The sequence below is a fragment of the Amycolatopsis echigonensis genome (assembly GCF_002846615.1).
GTDB lineage: Bacteria > Actinomycetota > Actinomycetes > Mycobacteriales > Pseudonocardiaceae > Amycolatopsis > Amycolatopsis echigonensis.
In genome coordinates, this window is the sequence record NZ_PJMY01000003.1 from 4,626,546 (window position 1) to 4,651,962 (window position 25,417).

The following is a 25,417-nucleotide window of genomic DNA, read 5'->3' on the forward strand; positions in this document are numbered from 1 at the left end:
AACCTCAGTGATGTTGGACCACGCATGCGTGGTCCAGATCGTTCTTTCGCAGAATGATTCCCGGTCCTTGCGGCGGCACGGTGCCGCAGCGTCGGCTGCGACCGAACGTCAGTTTCCGGTCGGGTGGGCGTCCTCGCGGTCGCGGCGGCTGTCACGCTCCGAGGGACGACAGCGGCGAGACGCCGGCACTGGCCGGTGGTGCTCCGCCCCGGAGGACGATGGCGAAAAAGTCGCGTTGATCGGCGGTCAGGTAGCGGTCCGCCGAGCCGGGCATGGCAGGCAGCAGCTTCCGCGGCGAGCTGCCGGGCCGGTCGGGCCGGTAGGCGTTGAACGCGACCATTCCCGGGTGGATGTCCAGTTCCATGCCGCGCACGATTCCGGCCTGGACCATGGCCCCGGCGAGCGTCCGCAGGGTCAGTTTGTCGCCGGCCACGTAAAGGAGATTCCCGGCCCGGTCGGTGCCGAGCCCGGAACGCCAGGTGTACTGGAACTGGTTGCTGGCGCTGCCCCAGCGGCCGACGGCGTTCGCCCGCAGCCCGGGGACGGCGCTTCCGTTGTCGACGACCAGAGCGAGGTTCTGCCGTACCGCGCGGACGGCGGGGGACATGGTCGCGTCGCGGCCCCATTGCGCGATCGATATCCGGCCGGACCGGTCGATGACGACCGAAGCGGCGCCGTCCTTGAGCGGACGGGCAGTGCGGCCGTCCGCGTAGAACCCGCCCGCGGTGTCTTTGAACTTGAATCCGGCATTGAACGTGGCCAGCAGCGCCGGGCGCACGCCGGACGGCACCCGCGCACCCTCCGGCCAGCCGGAACCGCCCGGCTCCTTGGTGCCCGCGATGAGGGAGGCGCGCACCAGCGACTGGTTGATCCACGCGACGCCGGCGACCACGCTGGCGTGCGCGGGATCCGGCCGGATGAAGGTCGTGTAGTCGGCGACCGGGCCGCCCGCCGTACTCGCTCCCGGGGTCCAGCGTCCTTCTCCGGGCAGCCGGGGGAGTTGTGCCGGGAGATCGGCGGGCCGGGGGCCGGCGCCGAGGCTGGGGAGAGGCGGCGGCGCGGTCGGGAGCGACCCGGCGGGCGGGGGTGCGGCGGAGGGCGGATGCCTGGTGTACCACCAATTCTCGACGGTGTTGACGACGCCGCCGAGCCCGATCTCGCGCAGCCAATCGACAGTGCGGACCGCGAACGACGCCGCACCGGGATAGGTGAGGGCTCGGGTGTAGCTGCCGATCGGGTAGGCGAGCACCGCGACGACCAGCACCAGAATTAGCTTGCGCCGCGGGCGTTTGGGTCTGGGCATCGGTGTGCCGGCAGTGGCCATGACCCGACCGTAGGCCCGGTTGAGCGGGCAATAGGACAGCGTTCGGCAAGCGGAATGCAAAACGCGGCCGCGAAATGGGTGCGCGCTGTGAAAATGCTGAGAATTCGTTCAGCGAATGGTGTGTCGCGGTTATGCTCGGCAGATGAGGCCGAGTGCCTGCATTCGCGAATGCGTGGCGCGGGCCGGTGTTCGACGGTGGAGCAGCATCATCGCTATCGGCATTCTCGCGCTGGGCATGATCACGGCCGGCGTCGCCGTGCTGGCGTTGCTGAACCGCTCGCTCGTGTCGGGCGCCACCGATACCGCGTCGGCCAAAGCCCGGAATGTCGCCGCCGCGCTCGCCGCGGGCGGCCCGGTCGCTGAACCGGCGCTCACGGCGACGCCCGGGGAAACGGCGGCCGTGCAGATTCTCGACGCCGGCGGGCGGGTGGTGCGGTCGAGTGCCGAACTGGCCGGCGAGCCGCCGATCCTGACCGGCCTGCCGCCGGCCGGCGGCGAGGCGGTCGCCACCGTCGCGTTGCCGTTGGGGCAGAACAATGCCGAATACCGGGTGGTGGCGGTCAGCTCCGCCGGCTACACCGTGGTCGCGGCCCAGTCGCTCGAAGGCGCCCGGACGGCCGTCGCGCGCCTGGCGGTATTGCTGGTCGCCGCTGCGGTTCCGTTGCTCGCCTTGGCGTGGCTGGCGGTCCACCTGGCGCTGGGAGCCGCGCTGGGACCGGTGGAGGCGATGCGCCGTACCGTCGCCGAGGTCTCGATGACAGACCTGGCGGTCCGGGTCCCCGTCCCGCGCGCGCAGGATGAGATCCAGCGCCTGGCCAGCACGCTCAATGCGATGCTGGCGCGGCTGGCCTCCGCGCAGGCAGCGCAGCGCCGGTTCGTCGCCGACGCCAGCCATGAGTTGCGTTCCCCGCTGTCGACGATCACGGCGACACTGGATTTGGCGGCGCGGCATCCGGGACGGATCACCATGGCGGAGCTCGTTGACATCAACGGCGCCGAGGCTGCCCGGCTGGGCGAGCTGGTGGACGACCTGCTGGTGCTCGCGCGCACGGACGACGGCAGTGACGCACCGCCCGCCGCCGACGTCGATCTGGACGATGTGGTCCGGGCCGAAGCCATCCGGCTGAAGTCGATCGGCGGGCTCACGATCGAGGCCCGGGTACGGCCGGCGCGGATCCGCGGCAATGCGGCACAGGTCGCGCGCGCTGTCCGCAATCTGACCGAGAATGCCCGCGAGCACGCGGAAAGCACCGTGCGGCTGGTTTGCCGGCGAGAGGGCCGGCTGGCGGTGGTCGAGGTGTCCGACGACGGCGCGGGCGTTCCGGCCGCGGAGCGGTCGCACGTGTTCGGCCGGTTCGTCCGGCTGGACGCGGAACGCGACCGGGGCCATGGGGGAGCAGGGCTCGGGTTGGCGATAGTCGCGGGAATCGCCGCGCGCCACGGCGGTCGCGCCCAGTGCCTCGCACCGCCGCCCGGTCGGCACGGCGCCTTCTTCAGAGTCGAATTCCCGGCCGCCGAGGAGGACCCGGGAGCCGCCGCCGCGCGGGTCGCGGACGAGACACCGGACTGAGCGAGAGGTCGAGACTATGCGTGTTCTGCTCGTGGAGGACGAACCGCGGCTGGCCGAATCCGTGCGCCGCAACCTGGTCGCGGACGGATTCGCGGTGGATGTGGCCGGCACCGGGCCCGACGGGTTGTGGGCGGCCAGGGAGCGTCCGTACGACATCGTGGTGCTGGACATCATGGTGCCCGGGCTGTCCGGCTACCGCGTGCTCGAGACGTTGCGCGCGGAGGGCAACTGGGTGCCGGTGGTCATGCTCACCGCCAAGGACGGCGAATACGACGAGGCGGACGCTTTCGACCTCGGCGCGGACGACTACCTGACCAAGCCGTTCTCCTATGTGGTTCTGCTGGCCCGGCTGCGCGCGCTGCTCCGCCGCGGTGCGCCGGCCCGCCCCAGCGTGCTGCGGGCAGGCGACCTGGTCCTCGATCCGGCGCGGCGTTCGGTGCGGCGAGCGGAGACGGAGATCGCTTTGACCCCAAGGGAATTCAGTCTCCTGGAGTACCTGATGCGCCGGCCGGGCGAGGCGCTGACGAAGCCGGACATCCTCGCCCACGTGTGGGACGCGCAGTACGACGGCGACGACAACGTGGTGGAGGTCTATGTCGGGTACCTCCGCCGGAAAATCGATGTTCCCTTCGGCAGGCAGACCATCGAGACGCTGCGCGGGATCGGCTACCGGCTGATCGACGACTCGCGGATCTGAGTCGCCGACGGTGTTTTCTCAGCTTCGTTCAGCGTGTGGCCAGCGTCCGCGTGCCAGCCTGCGGCAACGGTGCCCGGTAGCGGTCGCCGAAGTCACGACAGCAGGAGGAATCATGACGGGACGAGCACGATTGGCCGCGGGCGCGGCAGCGGCGGCGCTGCTGGCCGCCATGCTGGGCACAGCGGTCGCGTCCGCGGCCCCCAGCGCGCCGGCACCGGCCGCTGCGCCCGTTGCTCAGGTGCAACAGGCTGCGGCAGAGCCGCAGGCGGCGCCGGAGCAGCCGGGCGCGGAGGGGCCCGAAGCGACCGCCGAGCCGCACGGCGGCGCGGCGGAGGCCGACGGCCCGGGCGGGCATCAGGATCCCGCGGGCAATGCGGATCACCAGTTCCAGGGCCAGGAGTAGGCGTTCGGGCATCGCGCTGACCCCGTGCGGAGCGTGCGCACGGGGTCAGCGGCGACGGAGCGGGTGCCTGCCGGTCGACCTGGGCCGGCGGCAGCCGCTGTACGGCGCCGGATCAGGCATCGGCTGCCGTGCCGTCAGCGCCTACGCCGTGGGCGGGACAGCCGCTGCCGCCGGAGTTCGGCCAGGCCGGGCACCTCGAGCGGGCGCAACGGTGTGCCCACGGCCCAGCTCAAGAGCAGGTCGGCCAGCTCCGGGTTGCGCGCGAGCGCGGGTCCGTGCAGGTAGGTGCCGACGACGCGGCCCTGGACGGCTCCGTCGAAGCCGTCGCCGTTCCCGGTGCCGTGCTCGACCCGGCCGAGGGGTTGTGCCGCTGGGCCGAGCGTGGTGTGGCCTTGGTGATTTTCGAAGCCGGTCAACGCTTCCGTGAGCAAAGACGGAACGGGGCGAGTGCGGATCTCCCCGACCGCCCGGTCGCGGGCCGGTGCGGTGACGAGATCGAGCACGCCGATGCCGGTCCGGACCCGCCCGTGTCCGGTCGTGAATTCCCGTCCGAGCACCTGAAGCCCGGCGCACACGGCGAGCAGCGGCGCTCCCCGGCCGACGGCGCGGGCGAAGCCGGGTTGCCGGGCGAGGAAGTCGGCGGCCAGCGACTGCGCGGAGTCTTCGCCGCCGCCGATGACGTACAGGTCGAGCGAGTCGGCGACCTCGTCGTCGACGGTGATCGGGATGACCGCGGCGGGGAATCCCCGCCACTGCAGGCGTCGCTGGAGGATTTCGGCGTTCCCGCAATCCCCGTAGGTGCCCAGCAGATCGGGCAGCAACAGCCCGATGCGGACCGCGGACTCACCGGGCATGCGCCAGCCTCGCCGCCGCGTCGCGGAACGCCGTGTAGTTGCCGACCAGTTCGACCGGCCCGGGCGGGAGCGCCGCGACCGCGGCGAGCGGATCCGGCACGACGCGATGTGCGACTTCCGCGTAGCTCAGCCGGACCGACAGGTCCATGGCCCGGTCGCCCGAAGCGACGATCCGCCGTCCTCGCAATGCGCCGAACGCGACGTCCCACAACCATGACGGGTCTGTCCCGTCGGCTTCGCGCGCGTTGACCGCCAGCACGGCGGGGCTGGCGCCCGGCGCGAGAATCCGCAGCGTTTCCGCCCAGCCGGCCGGGTTCTTGGCCAGCAGCAAGCGAACCCGGCGTTCCCGGTAGCCGACGACGCGGTACCGGCCGTCGACTTGGTCGACCGCGCCGGCGGCGGCCGCGGCGGCGTCCAGCGGCACGCCGAGCGACGCCGCGGCCACGGCGGCGAAGGCGAGGTTGCCGGCGTTGGCCCGTCCGGGCAAGGCGGGAGCCAAGCGGACCCGCAATCCCTTCCGGTGCACGAGTTCGCCGTCGTCCAGGACCCAGGCGGGTTCCGGGCGGGCGAAGCCGCAGAAACACCGCCAGCCGCCAAATGCTTCGCGCACCGCGCTCCCGCAGCGCGGGCAGGACGCGCTGTCGCCTCGCCAGGAGTTGCCTGCCGAAAGCCACACCGGATTCGCGGCAGCCATCGCCGCGGAGGCGGCAAGGGGGTCGTCGCAGTTGGCGATGACCATTGTGGACGGACCGGCGGCGAAGGCGGCGCGCAGGACATTCTCGGTGCGCCGGACCTCGCCGGTCCGGTCGAGCTGGTCGCGGCTGAGGTTCAGCAGGACGACCGCGGCCGGGGTCGTTTCGGCCAGCACGGCGGGGAGGTGGTTTTCGTCGACCTCGAGTGCCGCGTACCGGGCCGTCGGGCTGGCGGCCAGCGCCGCGACCAGGCCGTCGGGCATGTTCGCGCCGCTGGCGTTGCACGCGACTCCGCCGAACGGCCGCAGCGCGGCGGCGAGCAGGCAGGTCGTGGTGGACTTGCCGTTCGTCCCGGTGACCAGCACCACCTCCCGGTCCCGGCACAGATGGGCCAGCGCCGCCGGCTGGAGCGCCAAGCTGACCCGGCCTCCGATGATGCCGCCGCGGCCGAGGCCGGCGGCGCGGGAGGCCCGGGCGGCCGCGTTGCCGGCGGCGACCGCCGCCCTCGTCCGGACCGGGAGGGACGGCCGGGTTCCGCGGCTGGGCCGATTCAGGACCGTCATAGTCGCCACGGTAGGAACGCGCGGGGAGAAAACCGTCAAGGCAGAGGTTAGCGCAACGCAAAACCTGGCTGGTTCACCCGGGAGAGGCCGCCCGTACCGGCCTTCCGGCGGGAATCCGATGGCTAAGCTCGGGGCATGGCGGAGCTGCTGGTGGTCGAGGACGACGACACGATCGGGCGGACCCTGCAGACGAGCCTGCACCAGCACGGCCATCGGGTGGCGTGGCACCGGTCCGCCCGGGCGGCCCTGCGCGAAGCGCGGCTGCACGAGTTCGAACTGGCTTTGCTCGACCTCGGCCTGCCGGACCTGGACGGGGTCGAATTGTGCCGGGAACTGCGAGTCGTCCAGCCGGGCTGCGTGCTGGTGATTCTCACCGCGCGGCAGGAAGAGATGGACGTCGTCGTCGGACTGGAGGCCGGTGCCGACGACTACCTGACGAAGCCGGTCCGGCTCACCGAACTGCACGCCCGGATCCGGGCGCATCTGCGCCGGGGCGCGGCGCCGGCGGACAACCGGGCCGTCCTCGCGGTCGGGCCGCTCCAGGTCGACCGGGCGGCTCGCCGGGCGACCGTGTCCGGACACGAGATTCCGTTGCGGGCCAAGGAATTCGACCTGCTCGCGCGGCTGGCGGCCGAACCCGGGGCGGCGGTCAGCCGCACGACGCTGATGGCCGACGTGTGGGACGCGCACTGGTTCGGCTCCACCAAGACCCTCGACGTCCACGTCGCCGCGCTGCGGCGCAAGCTCGAGGACGCGGCCGGGCCGGCGGAGGCTCCCGCCATCACGACTCTGCGCGGCCACGGCTATCGGCTCGAACAGCCCCAAGCCGACCGCGATCCGGACGGCTGAGCACCCCGCCGGACCCGTCCGCGTCACGCGGCGAGGCCGGCGAGCCGGATCTGCCGTTGCTGCCAGGCGGTGTAGCCGATCAACGCGACCAGGACCGATCCGAGCAGGACCGAGGCTCCGACGGTGCCGTAGCCCATCCCGCCCGCGGAGACCGGTTTGCTGACGAAGTCGCCCGCCGACGCGCCCAGCGGCCGGGTCAGGACGAAAGCGATCCAGAACAGCAGGGTCCGCGAGATCGGGGTCGTCCGCATCGCCAGGAGCGCGAGCAGCAGGACCGCGGTGATCACCAGGGCGGTGCCGCCGAAGCCGAGGCCGGAATCGTCGGCGAGGAAGTCCCCGAGCGACGTGCCGAGCGTGTTGGAGAGCAGGATCGCCGTCCAGTACAGCAATTCGCCCTTGAACGTGGCGATGGTCTGCACGTCGAACGAGTAGCCGGTGGACTTCCAGATCGCGAACACGGCGAGCAGCGCGGTCACCAGGACCAGCGCGCCGGCGGCGTAGCCGAGGCCCGCGGTCCGGTTCATGAAGTCGGACATCGTCGTTCCGGCTGTGCTGGTGGCGAGGATGACCGTCCAGTAGAGCGCCGGGCGGAAGGTCTTCACCGCCAGCTGGGTCGCCAGGCTGGCGACGAAGACCGTGACGAGGATGGCCGAGCTTGCCAGGTAACCGACGCGCAGGGTCTGGGCGAGCAGATCGCCGGCGGTCTCGCCGAGCGTCGTGGCCGCGATCTTCATGATCCAGAAGACCGCGGTGATCGGGGGAAGCTTGTTCATGATCGTCAGTGAAGCGTGCCGCCGGCCGGTTTCGCCGGTGCGTCAGCCCATCCGGTGACGGGTTCGGAGCGAGATTTTGCCGTGGTCTAACGAAATTCCGACACCGCGGGCGGCCGCGCGAGACGGGGCGTCAGAGTTCATGGAGCACCGCGATCGGGGACCGCCGGGCGATTCTGACCGTGACGGCGGCGACCACGGCGAGCGCCGCGACAGCGGTCGCGCCGACCGCGACGAGGTAGCTCCACGGCACCGTGAGTGCGGCCGGAGGCGGATCGAACACCCCGGTCAGCACTTTCACCAGCAGGTGCGAAAGGGCCCAGCCGGCGAGGCCTCCGGCGAGGAGGCCGCCGGCGCCGAGCACGAGCACCTCGCCGAGCACGAACGAGCGCAGCTGGCGAGGAGTCGCGCCGAGTGCGCCGGCGATCGCGAAGGAGCGGCGTCGTTCGGCGAGCCCGAGCGCGAGGACCAGGCCGCCCGCGGCGGCGGCGAGCACGAGCGCGAATCCGAGTTCGACTCGGGTCAGGCCCGCGAGGTCGACCGCGGTCAGGCTGGAGCCGACGGTGGCGCGGGTGTGCGCGATGTCGGTCACGGTCGCGGCCGGACCGAGCCGGTCCTGGAGCCGGCGGGCCACCGCGGTGGTGTTCTGCCCGCCGGTGTCGACCAGGAACGCTCCGACGGCGTCGCTGCCGGTGTGCTGGGCGACATAGGCGGCGTTGGCGACGAAGAAGCTGTCCTTGGGCGCGGTCGGGAATTCCTTCACCACGCCCGCGTAATGGAAGGCCACCGTGGTGAATTGTTTTGTCCGTCCGTCCTGCAGCCGGAGATTGAGCAGATCGCCGGGGCTCAGCTGGAAGTCTTTGACGGTCTCGGCGCTCACGAGGATGGCGTCGGGCTGTGCGGCGAGCCGCTGCATCAGTTCCCGGGCGGTGCCGCCCTGGAAATAGGCGTCCTGCAGAGCGGTCACCGTGGTGATGCTGTCCGGCCGCACGCCGTAGAGGTCTTGCAGATCCGCTCCGACGTAGGCGAAGCGATGCTGGACGGGTTCGACACCGCGCACGCCGGGGGTGGCGGCGATCGGGCCGGCCGCGGATGGCCCGGCCGAAGTTCCAGGCGATTCGGTGACCGTGACGTCGGCGCCGTTGGTCAGCTGCGCGTCGGCCTCGGCCTGGGCCTGGTAGGTCGCGTTGAACGTCGCGGTGGACGCGGCGAACGAGAGCGCCAGCGCCAGCAGCACGATGGCGTGCGCGAGCAGCCGCCGCTGGCGCGCCAGCGAGCCCGCCACGACATTCGCCAGCGAGCCGGCGAAGGGCCGGAGGCCGCGGCCCAGGAGACGGCGGCCGGGGCCGAGCAAGAGCTCTGCCAATCGCCACGCGAGCAGCCCGGAGCCGAGCCAGAACAGCGCGGGCGAAGCGAACGCCCAGTACGACACTGAAATGGCCGGCACGCCTTCCGGCGCCAGCACCAGTTGGTAGCCGGTCCGGCTCGTCAGCCAGAACACGACCGCGGCGGCGGCGAGCAGGAGCACATCGAGGCCGTACCGGCTCCAGGCCGGCCGCTCGCGGCGCGTCAGGGCGGCCCGCCCCGAGGCCACTGTGGTCCCGCGCAGGTCGCGCCAGGCCGGAGCGAGCACCGTCAGTCCGGCGATGGCCAGCCCGGAGAGAACGGCGGCGACGGACCAGCCGGTCGCGTCCGCCCCGCTCGCCCCGAACCGCGCCGATCCGAAAGCCGTCAACCCGATCAAGGCGGCAGCGGCGGCGCCGACGACCGACCCAGCTGCGCCGACGAGGAGGGCCTCCGCCGCGGCCAAGCGCAGCAGTTGCCGGCCGGTCGCGCCACGCGCGCGCAGGAGAGCTTGCTCGCGCCGGCGGCGAGGGGCGCCCGCGGCCACGGCCACGGCCGTCAGGAGGCCCGCGAGGACTGCTCCCGGGAGCCCGAGAAACAGGAACAGCACCCGCGCGTAGGCGGCATCGGAGCGCGCCGCGTCCAGGGCGGCGCCGAGGTTGTTGCCTACGACGGCAGTGCCGGCGGAGCGGGCCTCGACATTGTGTGCCGCGCCCACGACCTGGGTGTAGGCGGTTGCCGGGTCGGCGGGAAGCGAGCGGTTCAGCGCGGCGTGGATCTGGGTGGTCACCAGGTCCGGGCGGGCCGCGGCGAGCGGGTCGAACAAGGCGTGCCACGCGCCGCTGCCGAGGATGAGGACGTTGTCCGGGGGCGCGGAGGGCTGCGCGCCTGCCGGGGCGCCGACCTTCTGGAACAGGGAATCCGCTTGCGGAAGGTCGACGACCTCGGTGACGCGGACGCTGACCGGGGGCAGCCCCGCCCGTCCGAGCTGGATGACATCGCCGGGTTTGGCGTGCAGGTTCGCGGCGGTCTGCTGGGCCAGTGCGACTCCGTGATCGGCTCCGGCCAGAGTGCGCACCGCGCCGGGGAAATCACCGCGGTAGGAGCCGGGCAGCCCGAGCACCACCCCGGGTCCGGTCGTCTGGGCGGTCCCGCCGCCGGATGCCGACATGCCGGTTGTCCGCGCGAATCCCACCGTGTCCGAGCGCAGCACCCCCGGCCCGTTCCGGACGAGGTCGCGGACGGAGGCGGGGTTCGCGCCGGCGCGCACCTCGACCTGCCAGTCCACGGCGACGCCGCGGGCGGCGCGGCCGGTCATCGAACCCTGTGCGGCGGCGAGGAAACTGCCGAGGGACACCAGCAGCGCGACGGCGACCGCGATGCCGCCGGCCGTCGCGCCGAGGCGGACCCCTCGGCGGCGCACCAAGCCGGAAATCCAATGCCGGATCATCGAGTCTCTCCGTTTCGCTCGGCAAGGCCGGGATCGGCCGCGCCGTGGAGCCGGCCGTCGCGCATCGTCCATTCCTGCCCCAGCCGGGCGGCCACGAACGGGTCGTGCGTCGCGACGACCAGCGCGGCGCCCAGTTCGTCGGCCGTGGCGGCCAGGACCGTCATGACCCGTTCGGCGGACTCGTGGTCGAGCTGGCCGGTGGGTTCGTCGGCGACGATCAGCAGCGGGCGGGCGGCCAGCACCCGCGCGACCGCGACCCGCTGCGCCTGCCCGCCGGACAGCTCGTCCGGCAGCTTGCCTCCCAGGTCGTCGATCGCCAGCCGGCCGAGTGCGGACCGGGCACGGCGGAAGGCCTCGTCCTCGGGCTCTCCGGCCAGCAGAAGCGGCAGCGCCACGTTCTCGGTCGCGTCCAGCGCGGGCAGCAGACTGGGACCCTGGAAGACGACTCCGACCTCGGTGGCTCGGTGGTGCAGATCCGGCCACTCGACGGTGCCCGCGGTGGGCCGGTCGATCCCGGCGATCAGGTGCAGCAGAGTGGATTTGCCCGATCCGGACGGCCCGGTGACCGCCAGCCGCAGGCCCGGGCGGATCCGGCAGGTGATGCCGTGCACCGCCACGACGGCGGTCGGCCCCTTTCCGTAGGTACGGGCGACATCCCGGCATTCGGCCAATATCCCCGGTTCGCGGTCGGCGCGGCCGAATCGCGTCGCGGGCGCGGTGTCGCCGGTCATTCGCATACCTTTCCGTCGTCGAGCCGGACCGTCCGGTGCGCGAACGCGCTCACCGCCGGGCTGTGACTGGCGACCACCACCGCCGTCCCGTCGTGTGCTGTCTCGGCCAGCAGTTCGAGGATCCGGTGTTCCGTCGTGCTGTCCAGTTCGCCGGTGGGTTCGTCGGCCAGCACCACGGCCGGCGTGTTGGCCAGGGCGACCGCGAGGCCCGCCCGGGCGAGTTCGCCGCCGGAAAGCTGGCTGGGGTAAGCACGATCCCGATCCGCGATGCCCAATGCGGACAGAAGCGCGCCCGGGTCGCGCGCGGCGCGCCGGCCGGCGAGGCGCTGTGCCACCACCACGTTGCCCGCTACGGTGAGGTGCTCCAGGAGATTGCCGTTCTGGAACAGCATCCCGATCCGGCGGGAGCGCAGCCTGGCCCGCACCGGCTCCGGCTGGTGGCTGATCCGGCTGCCGGCGACGTGCACGCTGCCGCCGTCCGGATCGTCCATGCCGGCCAGGCAGGCGAGCAGAGTGGACTTTCCCGATCCGGAAGGTCCGGTCACCGCGACGATCTCGCCGCTTTCGACGGCGAGGGAAACCCCTTTGAGCGCCAGGGTTTCCTCCTCGCCCGAGCGGTAGAAGCGATACAGCTGGCGCGCGTGCAGCGGCGCTGCCATCACATCCACCGCACCGAGTCGGTGATCGTGCGCCACGGATCGACGTTGTCCGCCCCTTTGGGGCCGCTCAGCGTGAGGACCAGTTCTTCGCCGTTGTTCCAGAATTCGTACCGCTCCACCGAGTCAGCGACCGATTTCCCGGTGACCGGGTCCGGTGGCGAGTCGGCCTGGTAGGTGATCAGGACCGCGTTTCCCGCCTTGCGCGCGACGGTGCTGACGGACCCGGCGACGTAGCCGCGGCTGCCGGTGCGGATGGCGGGCAATTCCTCCGCGGTCGCCGACCCGGTGGTGGGGGCTTGCGGGCGGGCGGTGGTTTCGACGCGGACGCTGTTGAATTTGTCGGTGAACAACGCGGAATTGCCTGCTGTGCTTCGTGCCCAGCCCTCCGGAACCGACACGGTGAATCGGTGGTCTGGCGTGGTGAGCGGGACGTACACCTGGTTGTCGGGAATGTCGCCCGCCGGATTGGCCTCCGGGGCATTCGGGGCGGGCGAAGCACCCGGGGATGCCGGGCTGTTCGCTGAGGAACACGCACCCAGTGCCAGTGCCGCGGCGAGCGACGCGACAACGATTCCGGCGTGACCGGTCGTGCGTTTCATTGCGGTTTCCCTCCCACGGCGACTGGTGCGAGGACGACGCTAGAGAGGGGCGCGAAAGGCCTTCGGCTCGTTTCGGCCAGCGCACGGCAAAATTCCGCGGGCCGCGGCCTCCCGTTTCCCGCCGGAGCGGCCGCCGGTTAGCGGACGGCAAACGAACCGCCTCGCGAACGCACGATGGCCGGAGCGGCTGCACACTGGACGCCGAGGGCGCGCGCCCGCCGCCGAAGGAGCCGTTGTGCGCAAGCGAATCATCCTGTTGACCGTGCTGGCCGGCGTGCTGGCGATCAGCTTGTTCGGCTTGCCGCTCGCGGTCGGCGTCGCCCGCTACTACCTCGACGACGAGCGTGCCGAGCTGGAACGGCTTGCCGACTCGGCGGCCTTGTCCGTCTCGGCGCAGGTGATCCGGCACGATCTGCCCGACCGGCTCCCGGCCGCGGAGGCGAACACCTCGCTGGCTCTCTACAACCCGTCCGGGGACCGGCTGGCCGGAGGCGGACCCGCGCGGCTCGAAGCGGCGGGCTCGGCGATCCGGGCGAACGAAGTGATCGCCGACGACACCGGGACGGACCTGGTCGCCATCGTTCCGATCACCGATGCCGGGACGGTCGTCGGCATGGTGCGCGCCGCGACCCCGCACAGCGAGGTGGATCGGCGCACTGCGCTGACGTGGCTGGGCATGGGCGGCCTGGCGGTGGTGGCGCTGGCCGCCACCTGGCTTGTCGCGCACCGCCTGTCGGTCCGGCTGGCCGCGCCGCTCGAAGAGCTGTCCACCAGCGCTGCGCGGCTCGGCGACGGGGACTTCACCGTGCGGACCCGCCGGTCCCGCATTCCCGAGATCGACCGGGCGGGCATCGCACTGGACACGACCGCTGGGCGCATCGGGGACATCCTCGCCCGTGAGCGGGCGTTCTCCGCGGACGCTTCGCACCAGTTGCGCACCCCGCTCGCCGGTCTGCAGATGCAACTCGAGGTCGCGCTGGAGAGCCCGGACCCGGCGTTGCGCCCGGCTGTCACCGCCGCGCTGGAGACGACCTACCGGCTCGACCGCACCATCCGCGACCTGCTCGCCCTCGCCCGCGATGCCCATCCCGGCACCGAACTCGTCGAGGTGAAGACCGCGCTCGCCGAGTTCCGGCAGGATTGGCACGGTCTGCTGGCCGCGCAAGGCCGGGTCTTGCTGTTGCGAGATCCTCTCGACCTCGCGGAGACCCGCGTCTCGGCTCTCGCGACCCGCCAAGCCATGACCGTGCTGCTGGACAACGCCTCCCGGCACGGCCGGGGCACGGTCACCGTCACCGTCCGAGACATGGGAGAAGCCATCGCTTTCGACGTGACCGACGAAGGACCGGGTCTCGCCTCGGATGCCGATCCTTTCCGGCGGCGGTCCGACTCCGCCGCCGGGCACGGGATCGGCCTCGCTCTCGCCCGCAGCCTGGCGGAAGCCGAAGGGGGCCGGCTGCTGCTGGGACGGCCGGCGCCGCCGACCTTCACCCTGCTGCTGCCGGTGCGGCGCGGCGATGCGACCGGCAGGGAGAACGACGATCGGCAGGCCCACGCCGCGCTCGACCTGGACCGCTGACGCTGGCCTTCGAGCTGTTCGCGTGACAGGCCGAGCCGTCGAGCGTCGGCGGCAGGCCGCACACTCGCACCCCGAGTGCACGGCCGGCCTCGGGTGGCGTTCGAGCGGGCGAAGAAGCGGACGAGGTAGCGGAACCTCGCGTCGGCCGGCGGCACGCACCGCCTCCGGGCTAGTCGTGGTCCGGGATGCTGTGCAGGTGGTGGTCGGCGGCGTTCATGGCCTCGGCCAGGAGGCGTCGCACGTGGCCGCCGCGGGCGCGGTAGAGGGCGCGGCGCCCGTCCCGGCGCAGTTCGACGAGCCCGGCCAGGCGGAGCTTGGCCAGGTGCTGGGAAACCGACGGCCGGGCGATGCCGACTGCCGCGGCCAGCGACGCGACGTCGTATTCGTCGCCGCTGAGCAGCCACAGCATCCGCAGCCGGCCAGGTTCGGCGAGCATCCGCAGCGCGGTAGACGCGGTTTCGACCAGTTCGGCAGGCGGCAGCTGGGTCCATTGGACACCAGGTTCATCATGTGCGTACATGTGCACCTATCATGGGAGGCAGTCCTCGTCGGGTAGTAGGAGTGTGCCGCTGTGTTGTCGTTGTTCGGCCGCCGGGACTATCGGCACCTGTTCGGGGCGCAGCTGGTGGCGTTGTTCGGGACCGGGTTGACCACGGTCGCGCTCGGGCTGCTGGCATATCAACTGGCGGGTGCGGACGCGGGCGCGGTGCTGGGCACCGCGCTGGCGATCAAGATGGTCGCTTACGTGACGGTGGCTCCGGTCGCGGGCGCGTATGCGGACCGGGTCCCGCGGCGGGTGCTGCTGGTCTGCCTGGATCTGGTGCGGGCCCTGGTGGTGCTGGCGCTGCCGTTCGTCGACCAGGTGTGGCAGATCTACGTGCTGATCGTCGTGCTGCAGTCGGCGTCGGCCGCGTTCACTCCGACGTTCCAGGCCGTGCTGCCGGACATCCTGCCCGACGAACGCGATTACACGCGGGCGTTGTCGGCATCGCAGCTGGCCTCGACGATGGAGAGCCTGCTGTCTCCGATGCTGGCCGCGGCCCTGCTGAGCGCGGTGTCGTTCCATTGGCTGTTCACCGGCACGTCGGCGGGGTTCCTGGCGTCCGCTGCTCTGGTCGTGACCACGCGGATCCCGGACGCGGCTCGCAGCGGGCGCGGCGGCGTGTGGGAGCGGACCCTGGCCGGGATGCGGATCTACGCCGCGACGCCGCGGCTGCGGGGCGTGCTCGGGCTGAATCTGGTCGTGGCGGCGGTCGGGGCGATCGTGATGGTCAACACCGTCAACTACGTCCAGGGCGAACTCGGCCGATCGCAGGCCGACGTCGCCTGGCTGCTGGCCGGCAACGGCGTCGGCACGATGGCGGTCGCGCTGCTGGTGCCGAAGTTGCTCCGCCGGGCCGGTGAGCGCGCTGTCATGTTCGCCGGCGCCGCGGGGCTTCTCGCCGCGGTCGCCGGCGCGGTCGCGCTGTCCACGGCGGACGCCGGCGGCTGGCGCTGGCCGGTCGCATTGGTCGTGTGGGCGGTCGTCGGCGCGGGGACCGGGCTGGTCCTGACACCGGCGGGCCGGGTGCTGCGGCGGTCGAGCGCACCGGTTGACCGCCCGGCTGTCTTCGCCGCGCAGTTCTCGCTGTCGCACGCGTGCTGGCTGCTCGCCTACCCGATCGCGGGATGGCTGGCCACCGGCGCGGGGTTCACCGCGGCCTGGATCGTGCTCGCTGCTCTCGCCGCGGTGGGCGCGGTGGCCGCGGCCCGCGTGTGGCCGCGGCGAGATCCTGCGCTGGTCGAGCACACGCACGACGCGAGTACTGACCCCGAGCACCTCGCCGATGCGGTCGAGGGCGAGGACGGGCTGTGGCGGCACCGCCACGCGTTCGTCATCGACGGCCGGCACCGCCGCTGGCCGGTCTCGGCCGGTCGGCCGGATCAGGAGTGAGCGGCGGGACGCGCCGGTGACGGCCGAGGTCGATCATCAGCGCGCCGAGCCGGGCACCCGGCTCGGCGCCCACGGGACCGAAGCCGAGCAGCAGGGACGCGCCGCGGGCCGGGGGAGGGGTCAGCCGCCGAGCTTGGCGTTGTAGTCGGCGATCTGCTTGGCTGCCTTGTTCTCGGCGTCGGTGAGGGCTTGTTTGGCGTCCTGGCCTTGGAGCACCGCGGCCTGGAGGGCTTGTTCGACGTCTTTGCGGATGTCCGGCATCACGCCGACCGAGCAGCCCTGGGTGGCGGGGGTCAGCTTGGTGGCCTCAAGCTGTCGGATCGCTGTCGCGAACTGCGGTTTCTGGGCGACCCACTGCTGGTCGGCCGGTTCCCGCAGGGCGGCTTTGCTGATGGGGAAGTAGCCGGTCGAGGTGTGCCAGGCGACCTGGGTTTGCTTCCCGGCGAGGAACTTCACCAGTTCCCAGGACGCGCGCTCGCGGGCGGCGTCGCCGGAGTTGATCGTCCACAGGGAGGCTCCGCCGATGATGGGGCCGCCGGTGTCGGTGGCGTTGACCTTCGGGAAGAAGCCGGTGGACACGGTGAACGGGTTCTTCGCGGCGGCGGCGCCCTTGGTGAACTGGCCGAGCGAGCCGGTGGACTCCAGTCCGATCGCGACGGTGCCGGAGCTGAACGCGTTGTCCCCGTTGTCGGTGTTGCTGTCCAGTTTCATGGCCAGGCCCTCGTTGACCATCTGCTGCCACCACCGCAGCAGCTTGATGGTGGTGCCGGTGGCCAGGGTCGCCTTGCCGGCGCGGCCGGTGCGGCCGTTCTCGGAGTCGCAGACGGTCTGGTTCGCGATCGCGTTCCATTGCTCGACGAACCAGCCGTAGAGGGTCGCGCCGAAGCCGTATCGCACGGTTTCGCCCGAGGTGGCCTTGATCTTGCGCGCGTCCGCGGTGATCTCGTCGAGTGTCGCGGGCGGCTTGCCGGGGTCGAGGCCGGCTTTCGCGAAGGCCTCCCGGTTGAGGTAGAGCAGCGGCATGGAGGTGTTGAACGGCATCGAGTACAGCTTGTTGTCGACGGTGTAGTAGCCGGCGATGTTCGGCTGGATGTCGGACACGTCGTAGTGGTCGACGTCGATGAACGACTGCATCGGCACGATCGTCTTCGAGTCGATCATGTAGCGGGTGCCGATGTCGTACATCTGCATCAGGTCCGGCCGCTGCTGCGGGGAGGAGTTCTTGTACGCGGCCAGCGCGGTGTCGTACTGGCCCTTGTAGTTCAGGTTGACCTTGATCGTGCCGGCGTGCTGCTGGTTGAACTGGTCGACGAGCTTGCGCAACGTCTCGCCGTTGGTGCCGCTCATCGCGTGCCAGAAGTTGACGGTCACCTCGCCCTTGCCGTTCAGCGCGTCCGCGCCGGGCGCGGTGACCGAGCCGGGCGGGGGGCCGGCGTTGGTCGCCGACGAGCAGCCGGCCACAGCGGTGGCGAGGGCGAGCACGAAGGCCGCGATACCGCGGCGGTTCCGGTTCGGCACGGTGTTTTCCTTTCGTCGGACGGTGGGTGCGGTGGTCATTTCACGGCTCCGGCCAGGAAGCCGCGGACGAGCCAGCGTTGCCCGAAGATCACCAGGAGCAGGGTGGGCACGAGGGTGATGGTGACCCCGGCGAGCACGAGGGCCTGCTGGGTGCCGTTGCCGTTGGCCTTCAGCGCGAACACCGCGGTCTGCAAGGTGTTCATCGAGTTGTTCGACGACGAGATGATCAGCGGCCAGAAGTACATGTTCCAGCCCTGCAGGAACGACCACACGGCGAGCGCGGTCAGCGACGGGCGGACCGAGGGCAGCACGATCGTGAACAGGAACCGCAGGTGCCCGCAGCCGTCGATGCGCGCGGCGTCCGACAGTTCGGCGGGGAACTGCCGAAACGACTGGCGCATCAGGAAGACGCCGAACCCGTTGGCCAGGAAAGGCAGCACCAGGCTCCACTGGCTGTTCTCGATGCCCATGCTGCGGATGAACAGCGCATTGGGCACGACGATCGCTTCGTAGGGCACCATGATGGTGACCATGAACAGCCAGAAGATCGGCTGCCGCAACGGCATCCGGACGAACACCAGCGCGTAGGCGGCCAGGCACGAGGTCACCAGGTGCGCCGCCATGATCACCACTCCGACGAACAACGAGTTGAAGAAGGCGGGCAGCAGCGGAACGACGGTCTCCCGCCAGGCCGCGACGTAGTTGTCGAACCCGTAGCTGCCGCTGAACAGCCCTGGCGGCCGACGCACGAGCTGGCCTTCCGGCAGGAACCCGCCCACCACGGTGAGCAGCACCGGGAACAGCAGCACGACCATGGCCACGAGCAGCCACGCGTAGGTCAGTGCGCTGACCGGGCGCCCGGGCCGGTTGAGCGAACGGCGCCGCCGGGGCGACGTCTTCGCGGGGCGTTCGAGTGCCTGGCTCACCGGTAATGCACCCGCCTTTCCACGACGCCGAACTGGATCGCGGCGAGCACGATGCCGACCACCAGCAGGACGAGGCCCTGCGCGCTGGCGAGGCCGTAGTTGTTGTTCCCGTTCTCGAAGGCGTTGTGGTAGATCGAGAAGACCAGGGTGCTGGTGCTGCCGTTGGGGCCGCCGTCGGTCATGACCTGCACCTGGCCGAGCGCCTGCAGCGAAGTGAGCGTGGTGGTGACCACCACGAAGAACACGCTGGGCGAGATCATCGGCAGGACCACGCTGAAGAAGCTGCGCAGCCCGGTGGCGCCGTCCAGCCGGGCGGCCTCGAGGACGTCTTCGTCGACGCCGGCCAGCCCCGCGCCGAGGACGAGCAGGTTGAATCCGCTCGCGACCCAGACTGTCGCCCACGCGACGGTGAGCAGCGCCCACGGCGATTCGGTGGTCCAGCCCGGCGCGTCCATCCCGAGCAGTTCGAGCAGCCAGTTCACCGGCGACATCGACGGGTCCAGCATGAGCAGCCACACCACGCTCGCCGCCGACGCGGAGTAGGCGAACGGGAGGGTGAACAGCGTCCGGAACACGCGCATGCCGGGCAGCCGCTGGGCCAGCGGCACCGCGAGCGCCATCGGGAGCACGACCCCGGCCGCGACGACGAAGAGCGTGAAGAACAGGGTGTGGAGCAGGACGGTGCCGAATTCCGGGGTGAACAGCTGCGCGAAGTTCTGCCCGCCCACCGACCGCGAAGGGTTTCCGTTGATGTCGGTGCCTCGCGTGGAAAGGAAGAGCGCCTGCACCAAAGGGAAAAAGACAAAAGTGCCCAAACCGGCCAAAGCTGGAATGCAGAACACCATGCCCAGCAGTATTTCCCGCGGCCGATGACGCTTCCGGTTTCGCGGCCGCGGTGCGGAATCGCCGGCGTTTCCGGACCGGGCGGTCGTGCTGGGCACGGTCCGGAAGCCTGGCCTGGCTCGCTGAACGTCGTCGGTCTCGGCCATGCCGGGAATCTTGCCACTGCCGGGCCGGAGAATGACATTGTTGTAATCGGATCGAGCAGGTGCGCGCGTCAGAGCCTCTTGCGGAGAGCCCGCGTTCGTTCAGTGCAGGGCGCTGCCGGCTTGCCATTGCGGCCAGGACGCGGCCCAGTCGCCGTAGGTGTCCCAAATAGGCAGTGCCGAGCCGCCGGAGTTGGTGATCTCGACGACGTCGCCGAGTCCGAAGCGGTCGTAGAACCACTGGGCGTCGGCCGGGGCGAGGTTCACGCAGCCGTGCGACACGTTGCTGTTTCCTTGCTGTCCGACTGACCACGGTGCGGAGTGGACGAACTCGCCGTCGTTGGAGATCCGCTCGTCGAGGGCGACTTGCTCCCGGTAGTAGCCGGGCTGTCCTTTGCAGACGCCGTAGGTGCAGGAATCCATGATGATGCTGGGCTGCTTGTCAGAGACGACGTGCGTGCCCTCGTGCGTCGGGAAGCCCGGCGAGCCGAGGCTCATCGGCATCGTGTTGACCAGCTGTCCGTTGTGGAAGATCTGCAGCTTCTCCGTCTTGCCGTCGGCCTTGGCGATCCAGGAGTCGTGGATCTTCAGCGTCTCGGCGCGATCGGTCTGCCCGTACACCCCGTTGCCGAGGTTCACGCCGTACACCTTGGCGGTCACGGTGACGGTGCTGCCCGGCTGCCAGTAGTTCTGCGGCCGGTAGTGGACTTCCCGCTTGGACAGCCAGTACCAGCCGCCCGGTTGGGGCGGGTTCGCGTTGACTTGCAACGCTTTCTCGGCGGCGGCCCGGTCAGCGACGTCCTGGTCGAACTTCACCACCAAGGGCTGGCCGACGCCGACGTCCGAGACGTTCGGGGCCGGGATGAACGACGGGAACGCCTGGACCCTGGGCTGAAGGGTGCGCACCGAGCCGGTCTGCTCCAGCGGTGTGCCGCCGGGGGTCGTCGCATCGGCCTTCACCTGGTAGGAAGCGCCGTAGGCGAGCGGTTCGGACGCGGTCCAGGTTCGCTTGTCCGGGGTCGTGCGGCCGGACACCTGCTTGCCGGTCGCGGTATTGGTCACCGTGACGCTCGTCAGCGCCGCGTCGGCCGCGCGCACGACGACCGGAGTGGCCGGGCTCACCGGATCTGTGCTGGCCGGCTCGATGGCGATCGACGCCGCTTTGGCCGGCGCGGCCGACGTGCTCGCGGGTGCGGATTGCCGGTCCGGCGCGGAGGTGCAGGCCGCCGCGCCGAGAGCCACCACGGCCAGGAGTGCCGCAATGCGGTGCCGCCGGGCCGTGTACCGCTGCTGTGCAGTGACTCGTGCCACGACTGCTCCCTCGTTCCGAAACCAACCCGGTTTTCGCTACGAAGAAAGATAGTAGTACGGCCTCGGGTGCGCGGTGCCATGGGCTGATGTACTAATTGCAATAGTAGGCAGGTCGAGTCCGGGCGTGCCCGAACGGCAGGGGCCGGGTGTTCCGAGCCGCGGCACGGGAGGTCGGATCTGTCGCGCCGCCTCCGATCGCGCCAATCGCCGACCCGGCGGCTGCCGACGAGTCGCGGTCGCGGGGGCGTCCGATTTTCTGGCGCCTGCTGGCCGACGGTGTGTCGCAGGCTCCGCCAAGCCGCGACTTAACACTAAGTAAAGTAGTACTATCACACATAGTTGATAGCGCGGCAGGGAGCGTGACGTGGGAAAGAAGGCACACAGGAGCGCGGTCGGCGCGGAAACCGGAAGTGCTTCTGCGACGCGGAAGCCGGCCGGAGCCGCGGCCGGCGGCCCGGCCTCGGCAGGGAAGCAGCAGGCGCACGGCGGTGTCCCTCCTGCCCTCGCCGGTCGGCCAAGGCCGCCGTCGAACGTCCGCGCGCCGGTGCCCGCGAGTGCCGCGGCCGAGGAGGAGCTGCAGGTCGAGCAAAACCGAAGGGAATCCCTGGGGTGTCTTGACCGCGTCACGGCCGATACCGGACCACAAGTCGTAGCGGCGACGTACTGGTTCGACGCCGCGCCGGCCGGGGAGCCTTACTCGGTCGACATCCGCTTCACCGGGGTGCGCGACGACGTGCGCGGCAAGCGCACCGCACAGGACCGGTTCGACGTCGTCGAGCGCGTGGCCGGCGTCTTGCCCGGCAGCGGCCGGATCGGGGTCACGTCGCGGGTCGAGGGGCTGAACCCGGGCGCGTGGCGGGTCACCGCCGGGCCGGCGGCGCGGGGCGGCTCGTCCGGCGTGCGGCTGCCGCGGCGGACCAGTGCGGCGAACAGCCGGTTCGGGGTGCTGGCGCAGGGACCGAAGGTCAGCCTGCTCTCCTGGCCGGTGCTCGTCGGGCTCGGCGCCGTGCTGGCGCTTGTCCTGCAGTCGGTGCTGTCCGCGCGCTGGGGGATGAACTTCGGTGTCGTGCTGGCGGTTTCCGCGATCGGCTGCCTGCTCGGTTTCGTCGGCGGCAAGGTCTGGTACCTCGTGCTGCACCGCAAACATCCGCGGGAGCTGCTCGCCTCGGGCGCGTGCATTCAAGGCTTCCTGCTCGTCGCGCTCGGCGTGGTGGTGGGCGGATCGCTGCTGGCGGGGTATCCCGTCGGGACGGTGCTGGACGCCACGGCTCCGGGGATCTTCCTGGGCATGGCGGTGGGCAGGCCCGGGTGTTTCCTCACCGGGTGCTGTGCGGGCAGGCCGACGACGTCGCGGTGGGGCCTGGTCTCGTCCGACCGCCGCCTGATCGTTCGCCGGTTCCCCGTCCAGCTGGTCGAAGCGGCCGCCGCGCTGGTGATCGGCGTGGTGTCGCTGGTGCTCGTTCTCGCTGCGCAGCCGTCGGTGCACGGCGCGATCTTCGCGGGCGCGCTCGCTGCCTACACCTTCGCCCGGCAGCTGCTGTTCCCGTTGCGCAGCGACCCGCACACCGCCACGGGCCGAGCGGTGACGATGGCAGTGTGCGGGCTGGTCTTGATCGGTGCGGTGGCGGCGCAGGTGCTCGCTTAGCGCGCCGCCCCGTTCAACGCTGCTGGCTGGTGTTGTCCTGGTCGTCCCCGGAGGCGACGAGCTTCTGCGACGGGGCCGCGACGTGCTTGGCCTTGCCGAAGAAGCCGATCTCGCCTTCCGCGTGGAGGCGTTCGACCATGTGCGGGTAGTGCAGCTCGAACGCGGGGCGCTCGGAGCGGATGCGGGGCAGTTCGGTGAAGTTGTGCCGCGGCGGCGGGCAGGACGTGGCCCACTCGAGCGAGTTGCCGTAGCCCCACGGGTCGTCGACCGTGACGATCTCGCCGTACCGGTAGCTCTTGAACACGTTCCAGATGAACGGCAGCGTGGACGCGCCGAGGATGTACGCGCCGATCGTGGAGATCGTGTTCAGCGTGGTGAACCCGTCGCTGGCCAGGTAGTCCGCGTAGCGCCGCGGCATGCCTTCCGCGCCCAGCCAGTGCTGGACCAGGAACGTGGTGTGGAAGCCGATGAACGTGGTCCAGAAGTGCCACTTCCCGAGCTTCTCGTCCATCATCCGGCCGGTGATCTTCGGGAACCAGAAGTAGATCCCGGCGAAGGTCGCGAACACGATCGTGCCGTAGAGGACGTAGTGGAAGTGCGCCACCACGAAGTAGCTGTCCGACACCTGGAAATCCAGTGCCGGGGCGGCCAGCAGAACTCCCGAAAGGCCGCCGAAAAGGAAGGTCACCATGAAGCCCATGCAAAAGATCATCGGCGTCTCGAACGTCAGCTGGCCTTTCCACATCGTGCCGATCCAGTTGAAGAACTTCACGCCGGTCGGGACCGCGATGAGGAACGTCATGAAGGAAAAGAAGGGGAGGAGCACGGCTCCGGTGGCGTACATGTGGTGCGCCCACACCGCCACCGACAGGGCGGCGATGGACAGCGTCGCGAAGACGAGCCCCTTGTAGCCGAAGACCGGCTTGCGGCTGAACACGGGAATGATCTCGGAGACGATCCCGAAGAACGGCAGCGCGAGGATATAGACCTCCGGGTGGCCGAAGAACCAGAACAGGTGCTGCCACAGGATCACCCCGCCGTTGGCCGCGTCGAACACGTGGGCGCCGAGCTGACGATCGGCGAGCAGGCCGAACAGGGCCGCGGTGAGGATGGGGAACGCGATCAGGATCAGGATGCTCGTGATCAGGATGTTCCAGGTGAAGATCGGCATCCGGTACATCGTCATGCCCGGCGCGCGCAGGCAGACCACCGTGGTGACCATGTTGACGCCGCCGAGAATCGTGCCAAGGCCGGAGATCAGGAGCCCGGTGATCCACAGGTCGGCGCCGGCTCCCGGCGAGTGGATGGCGTCCGACAGCGGGGTGTAGGCGAACCAGCCGAAGTCGGCCGCGCCTCCGGGGGTGACGAATCCCGACACGACCAGCAGGCTGCCGAACAGGTAGAGCCAGTACGACAGCGCGTTGAGCCGCGGGAACGCCACGTCCGGCGAACCGATCTGCAGCGGCAGGATGAAGTTCGCGAACCCGAACACGCTGGGCGTCGCGTACAGCAGCAGCATGATCGTGCCGTGCATGGTGAACATCTGGTTGTACTGCTCCTGCGACAGGAACTGCTGCCCGGGCTGGGCCAGCTCCGTGCGCATCAGCATCGCCAGCGCGCCGCCGATCATGAAGAAGCCGAACGAGGTGACCAGGTACATCACCCCGATCTGCTTGTGATCCGTCGTCCGGAACAACCGCAGGAGGAGCGACCCGCTGGCCGGCGGAGGGGAGGCCGGCGACGGCCGGATCGCGGCCGGGCTGGGGGTGACGACCATGGACGACTCCGTTCGGCTTGTCCGCGCCGCGCAAGGAACCTCGGCACTGTCTACTATCGCAGATAGTACATTCGCGGCCGATCGGTGCACTCGGAGGTTGTCTCGCACGGCGCGACAAGGTCGGCGACGGGGCGCCGTCGCTGTACTCCGCAAAACGGTGTCGTGAACTTTCGTGCGGCGGACCGCGGTCAGGAGTGCCGGGAAGCAGGTGGACCGCGGCGGCACGGGGTTTGCGCGGGAAGTGTGCTGTCAGTTCGGGTCGGGCGCTCGCCGTGCGGCGACGAGATAGCCGGTGCCGAGCCAGCCGCGGCGGCTCCGGCTCGCGGTGGTCTCCGGATGGCTGCGCCACCGCCGGGTCCATCGCCGGGCGACCTTGTCGAACGGCGGCACCAAGGCGGTGAGGTCGTAGAACACGACGTCCTCGGGGCGCAGTCGCGCGGTGCGCAAGGCCACGCTGAGCCGGCGGGAGGTCAAGGCGCGGATTCCGGATCTGCGCACGCCGTGGCGCCGCTCGGGCCGGATGCCCAGCAGTCGCTCGACTCGGCCCAGCAGGCGTAGTGCCGGCCAGTAGAGGAACCATTCGAAGGCGCGATAAGGGCTCAGCGGGTTGAGCATCGTCACCACGACCAGCCCGCCGGGCCGGGCCACCCGGGCGATCTCGTCCAGCGCGCGGCGCACGTCGACGTACTCGAGGACCCCGGTCGCGAGGACAACGTCGAAGCTCCCGTCCGGGAACGGCAGATCTTCGATGCGTGCCACCGAGAGGCGCAGATCGCGGCGTTGCCCGGTCTGCCGGCCGACGGCATCGATCATGGCCGGGGACCGGTCGCAGGCGGTGATCCGGAAGTCGCCCGGCCGCGCGTCGAGCAGGTGACGGACCAGCATGCCCGGCCCGCAGCCGACATCCAGGAGATCGCCGCCGCGGCATTGTCCGAGCACCTCGTCGACGACATGGAGACGCGAGCGGAAGTACCGGGCAGGCGGGCCCCACCCATCGTGCGAGGCGGCATATCCGGACACCAAGGCGGTATCGGCATAGTGTGCCCCGACGCGATCGTCGCGTGCGTCGTGCCTGGGTTGCCTGGCCTGGCCGCTGGTGCCGCCGAGTGCCATCCTTGCCTCCGTGGTCCGGTTGTCTGGTCGCGAGTGGCCACTACGACGGTTAAGACTATTTGGGATAGTAGATCGTTACAGCGATATCGCTGAATGCCGGGAATGCGCGGATATTCCTTGGTGT

General features: G+C 70.7%; 22 protein-coding genes. 7 read left to right on the top strand and 15 right to left on the bottom strand.

The features are described from left to right. Positions 1-151: 151 nt before the first annotated feature. Positions 152-1,324, bottom strand: coding sequence for a phosphodiester glycosidase family protein (locus tag ATK30_RS45680; protein ID WP_183123838.1), 1,173 nt, complete (start codon positions 1,322-1,324; stop codon positions 152-154). 142 nt (positions 1,325-1,466) lie between these two features. Here ATK30_RS45680 and ATK30_RS27040 point away from each other — a divergent pair, with 142 nt between their 5' ends. From ATK30_RS27040 to ATK30_RS27050, 3 genes are all read left to right on the top strand, one after another. Beyond that, entirely contained in the window at positions 1,467-2,894 is a 1,428-nt protein-coding gene (locus ATK30_RS27040) for a HAMP domain-containing sensor histidine kinase (RefSeq protein WP_051166275.1), read from the top strand. 16 nt (positions 2,895-2,910) lie between these two features. Further along, on the top strand, positions 2,911-3,591 hold the full coding sequence (locus ATK30_RS27045; protein ID WP_037365780.1) for a response regulator transcription factor: 681 nt from the start codon (positions 2,911-2,913) through the stop codon (positions 3,589-3,591). Between the two features lie 112 nt (positions 3,592-3,703). After that, entirely contained in the window at positions 3,704-3,994 is a 291-nt protein-coding gene (locus ATK30_RS27050) for a hypothetical protein (protein ID WP_143271428.1), read from the top strand. A gap of 134 nt (positions 3,995-4,128) precedes the next feature. Here the strand turns inward: ATK30_RS27050 and ATK30_RS27055 are convergent, their stop codons facing one another. Both ATK30_RS27055 and ATK30_RS27060 read right to left on the bottom strand, forming a co-directional pair. Then, positions 4,129-4,848 (bottom strand): type 1 glutamine amidotransferase, encoded by a 720-nt coding sequence (locus tag ATK30_RS27055; RefSeq protein WP_037365785.1) that lies wholly within the window; start codon positions 4,846-4,848, stop codon positions 4,129-4,131. Next, on the bottom strand, positions 4,838-6,103 hold the full coding sequence (locus ATK30_RS27060) for a MurT ligase domain-containing protein (RefSeq protein ID WP_037365787.1): 1,266 nt from the start codon (positions 6,101-6,103) through the stop codon (positions 4,838-4,840). Before ATK30_RS27060 ends, ATK30_RS27055 begins: the two co-directional genes overlap by 11 nt. Positions 6,104-6,238: 135 nt before the next feature. Between ATK30_RS27060 and ATK30_RS27065 the strand changes: the two genes are divergently transcribed. Beyond that, a complete protein-coding gene (locus ATK30_RS27065; RefSeq protein ID WP_037365789.1) occupies positions 6,239-6,952 on the top strand; it encodes a response regulator transcription factor in 714 nt (237 codons plus the stop codon). A gap of 23 nt (positions 6,953-6,975) precedes the next feature. Here ATK30_RS27065 and ATK30_RS27070 read toward each other — a convergent pair whose 3' ends face one another. From ATK30_RS27070 to ATK30_RS27090, 5 genes are all read right to left on the bottom strand, one after another. After that, positions 6,976-7,725, bottom strand: coding sequence for a COG4705 family protein (locus tag ATK30_RS27070; RefSeq protein ID WP_037365790.1), 750 nt, complete (start codon positions 7,723-7,725; stop codon positions 6,976-6,978). A 130-nt stretch (positions 7,726-7,855) separates the two neighbouring features. Then, entirely contained in the window at positions 7,856-10,516 is a 2,661-nt protein-coding gene (locus ATK30_RS27075) for an FtsX-like permease family protein (protein WP_037365791.1), read from the bottom strand. Further along, the gene (locus ATK30_RS27080; protein ID WP_051166276.1) at positions 10,513-11,247 is read right to left on the bottom strand and encodes an ABC transporter ATP-binding protein; all 735 of its coding nucleotides are present in this window, start codon (positions 11,245-11,247) and stop codon (positions 10,513-10,515) included. Before ATK30_RS27080 ends, ATK30_RS27075 begins: the two co-directional genes overlap by 4 nt. Beyond that, positions 11,244-11,906: an ABC transporter ATP-binding protein gene (locus ATK30_RS27085; RefSeq protein WP_037365793.1), complete on the bottom strand. Its 663-nt coding sequence runs from the start codon at positions 11,904-11,906 to the stop codon at positions 11,244-11,246. The genes ATK30_RS27080 and ATK30_RS27085 overlap by 4 nt, the downstream gene beginning before the upstream one ends. Beyond that, on the bottom strand, positions 11,906-12,505 hold the full coding sequence (locus tag ATK30_RS27090; RefSeq protein WP_101437983.1) for a hypothetical protein: 600 nt from the start codon (positions 12,503-12,505) through the stop codon (positions 11,906-11,908). Before ATK30_RS27090 ends, ATK30_RS27085 begins: the two co-directional genes overlap by 1 nt. Positions 12,506-12,740: 235 nt before the next feature. On the opposite strand from ATK30_RS27090, the gene ATK30_RS27095 reads away from it, so the two are divergent. Next, positions 12,741-14,084 (top strand): sensor histidine kinase, encoded by a 1,344-nt coding sequence (locus tag ATK30_RS27095; RefSeq protein ID WP_081655250.1) that lies wholly within the window; start codon positions 12,741-12,743, stop codon positions 14,082-14,084. Positions 14,085-14,253: 169 nt separating this feature from the next. On the opposite strand, the gene ATK30_RS27100 is transcribed toward ATK30_RS27095, so the two are convergent. Then, on the bottom strand, positions 14,254-14,604 hold the full coding sequence (locus tag ATK30_RS27100; RefSeq protein ID WP_037365795.1) for an ArsR/SmtB family transcription factor: 351 nt from the start codon (positions 14,602-14,604) through the stop codon (positions 14,254-14,256). A 51-nt stretch (positions 14,605-14,655) separates the two neighbouring features. On the opposite strand from ATK30_RS27100, the gene ATK30_RS27105 reads away from it, so the two are divergent. Then, on the top strand, positions 14,656-16,017 hold the full coding sequence (locus ATK30_RS27105) for an MFS transporter (RefSeq protein ID WP_037365796.1): 1,362 nt from the start codon (positions 14,656-14,658) through the stop codon (positions 16,015-16,017). Positions 16,018-16,137: 120 nt separating this feature from the next. Here the strand turns inward: ATK30_RS27105 and ATK30_RS27110 are convergent, their stop codons facing one another. From ATK30_RS27110 to ATK30_RS27125, 4 genes are all read right to left on the bottom strand, one after another. Then, the gene (locus tag ATK30_RS27110) at positions 16,138-17,535 is read right to left on the bottom strand and encodes an ABC transporter substrate-binding protein (protein WP_037365829.1); all 1,398 of its coding nucleotides are present in this window, start codon (positions 17,533-17,535) and stop codon (positions 16,138-16,140) included. A 35-nt stretch (positions 17,536-17,570) separates the two neighbouring features. Next, a complete protein-coding gene (locus ATK30_RS27115; protein WP_037365799.1) occupies positions 17,571-18,461 on the bottom strand; it encodes a carbohydrate ABC transporter permease in 891 nt (296 codons plus the stop codon). Beyond that, positions 18,458-19,450, bottom strand: a complete 993-nt coding sequence (locus tag ATK30_RS27120) for a carbohydrate ABC transporter permease (protein WP_051166277.1) — start codon at positions 19,448-19,450, stop codon at positions 18,458-18,460. Before ATK30_RS27120 ends, ATK30_RS27115 begins: the two co-directional genes overlap by 4 nt. 99 nt (positions 19,451-19,549) lie before the next feature. Continuing rightward, positions 19,550-20,758: a L,D-transpeptidase gene (locus tag ATK30_RS27125; RefSeq protein ID WP_051166278.1), complete on the bottom strand. Its 1,209-nt coding sequence runs from the start codon at positions 20,756-20,758 to the stop codon at positions 19,550-19,552. Positions 20,759-21,302: 544 nt separating this feature from the next. On the opposite strand from ATK30_RS27125, the gene ATK30_RS27130 reads away from it, so the two are divergent. Further along, positions 21,303-22,403, top strand: coding sequence for a prolipoprotein diacylglyceryl transferase (locus ATK30_RS27130; protein WP_051166279.1), 1,101 nt, complete (start codon positions 21,303-21,305; stop codon positions 22,401-22,403). A 13-nt stretch (positions 22,404-22,416) separates the two neighbouring features. On the opposite strand, the gene ctaD is transcribed toward ATK30_RS27130, so the two are convergent. Together ctaD and ATK30_RS27140 are read right to left on the bottom strand one after the other, a co-directional pair. Beyond that, positions 22,417-24,180 (bottom strand): aa3-type cytochrome oxidase subunit I, encoded by a 1,764-nt coding sequence (gene ctaD, locus ATK30_RS27135; protein WP_101437985.1) that lies wholly within the window; start codon positions 24,178-24,180, stop codon positions 22,417-22,419. A gap of 249 nt (positions 24,181-24,429) precedes the next feature. Continuing rightward, a complete protein-coding gene (locus ATK30_RS27140; protein ID WP_037359710.1) occupies positions 24,430-25,293 on the bottom strand; it encodes a class I SAM-dependent methyltransferase in 864 nt (287 codons plus the stop codon). Positions 25,294-25,417: the final 124 nt, after the last annotated feature.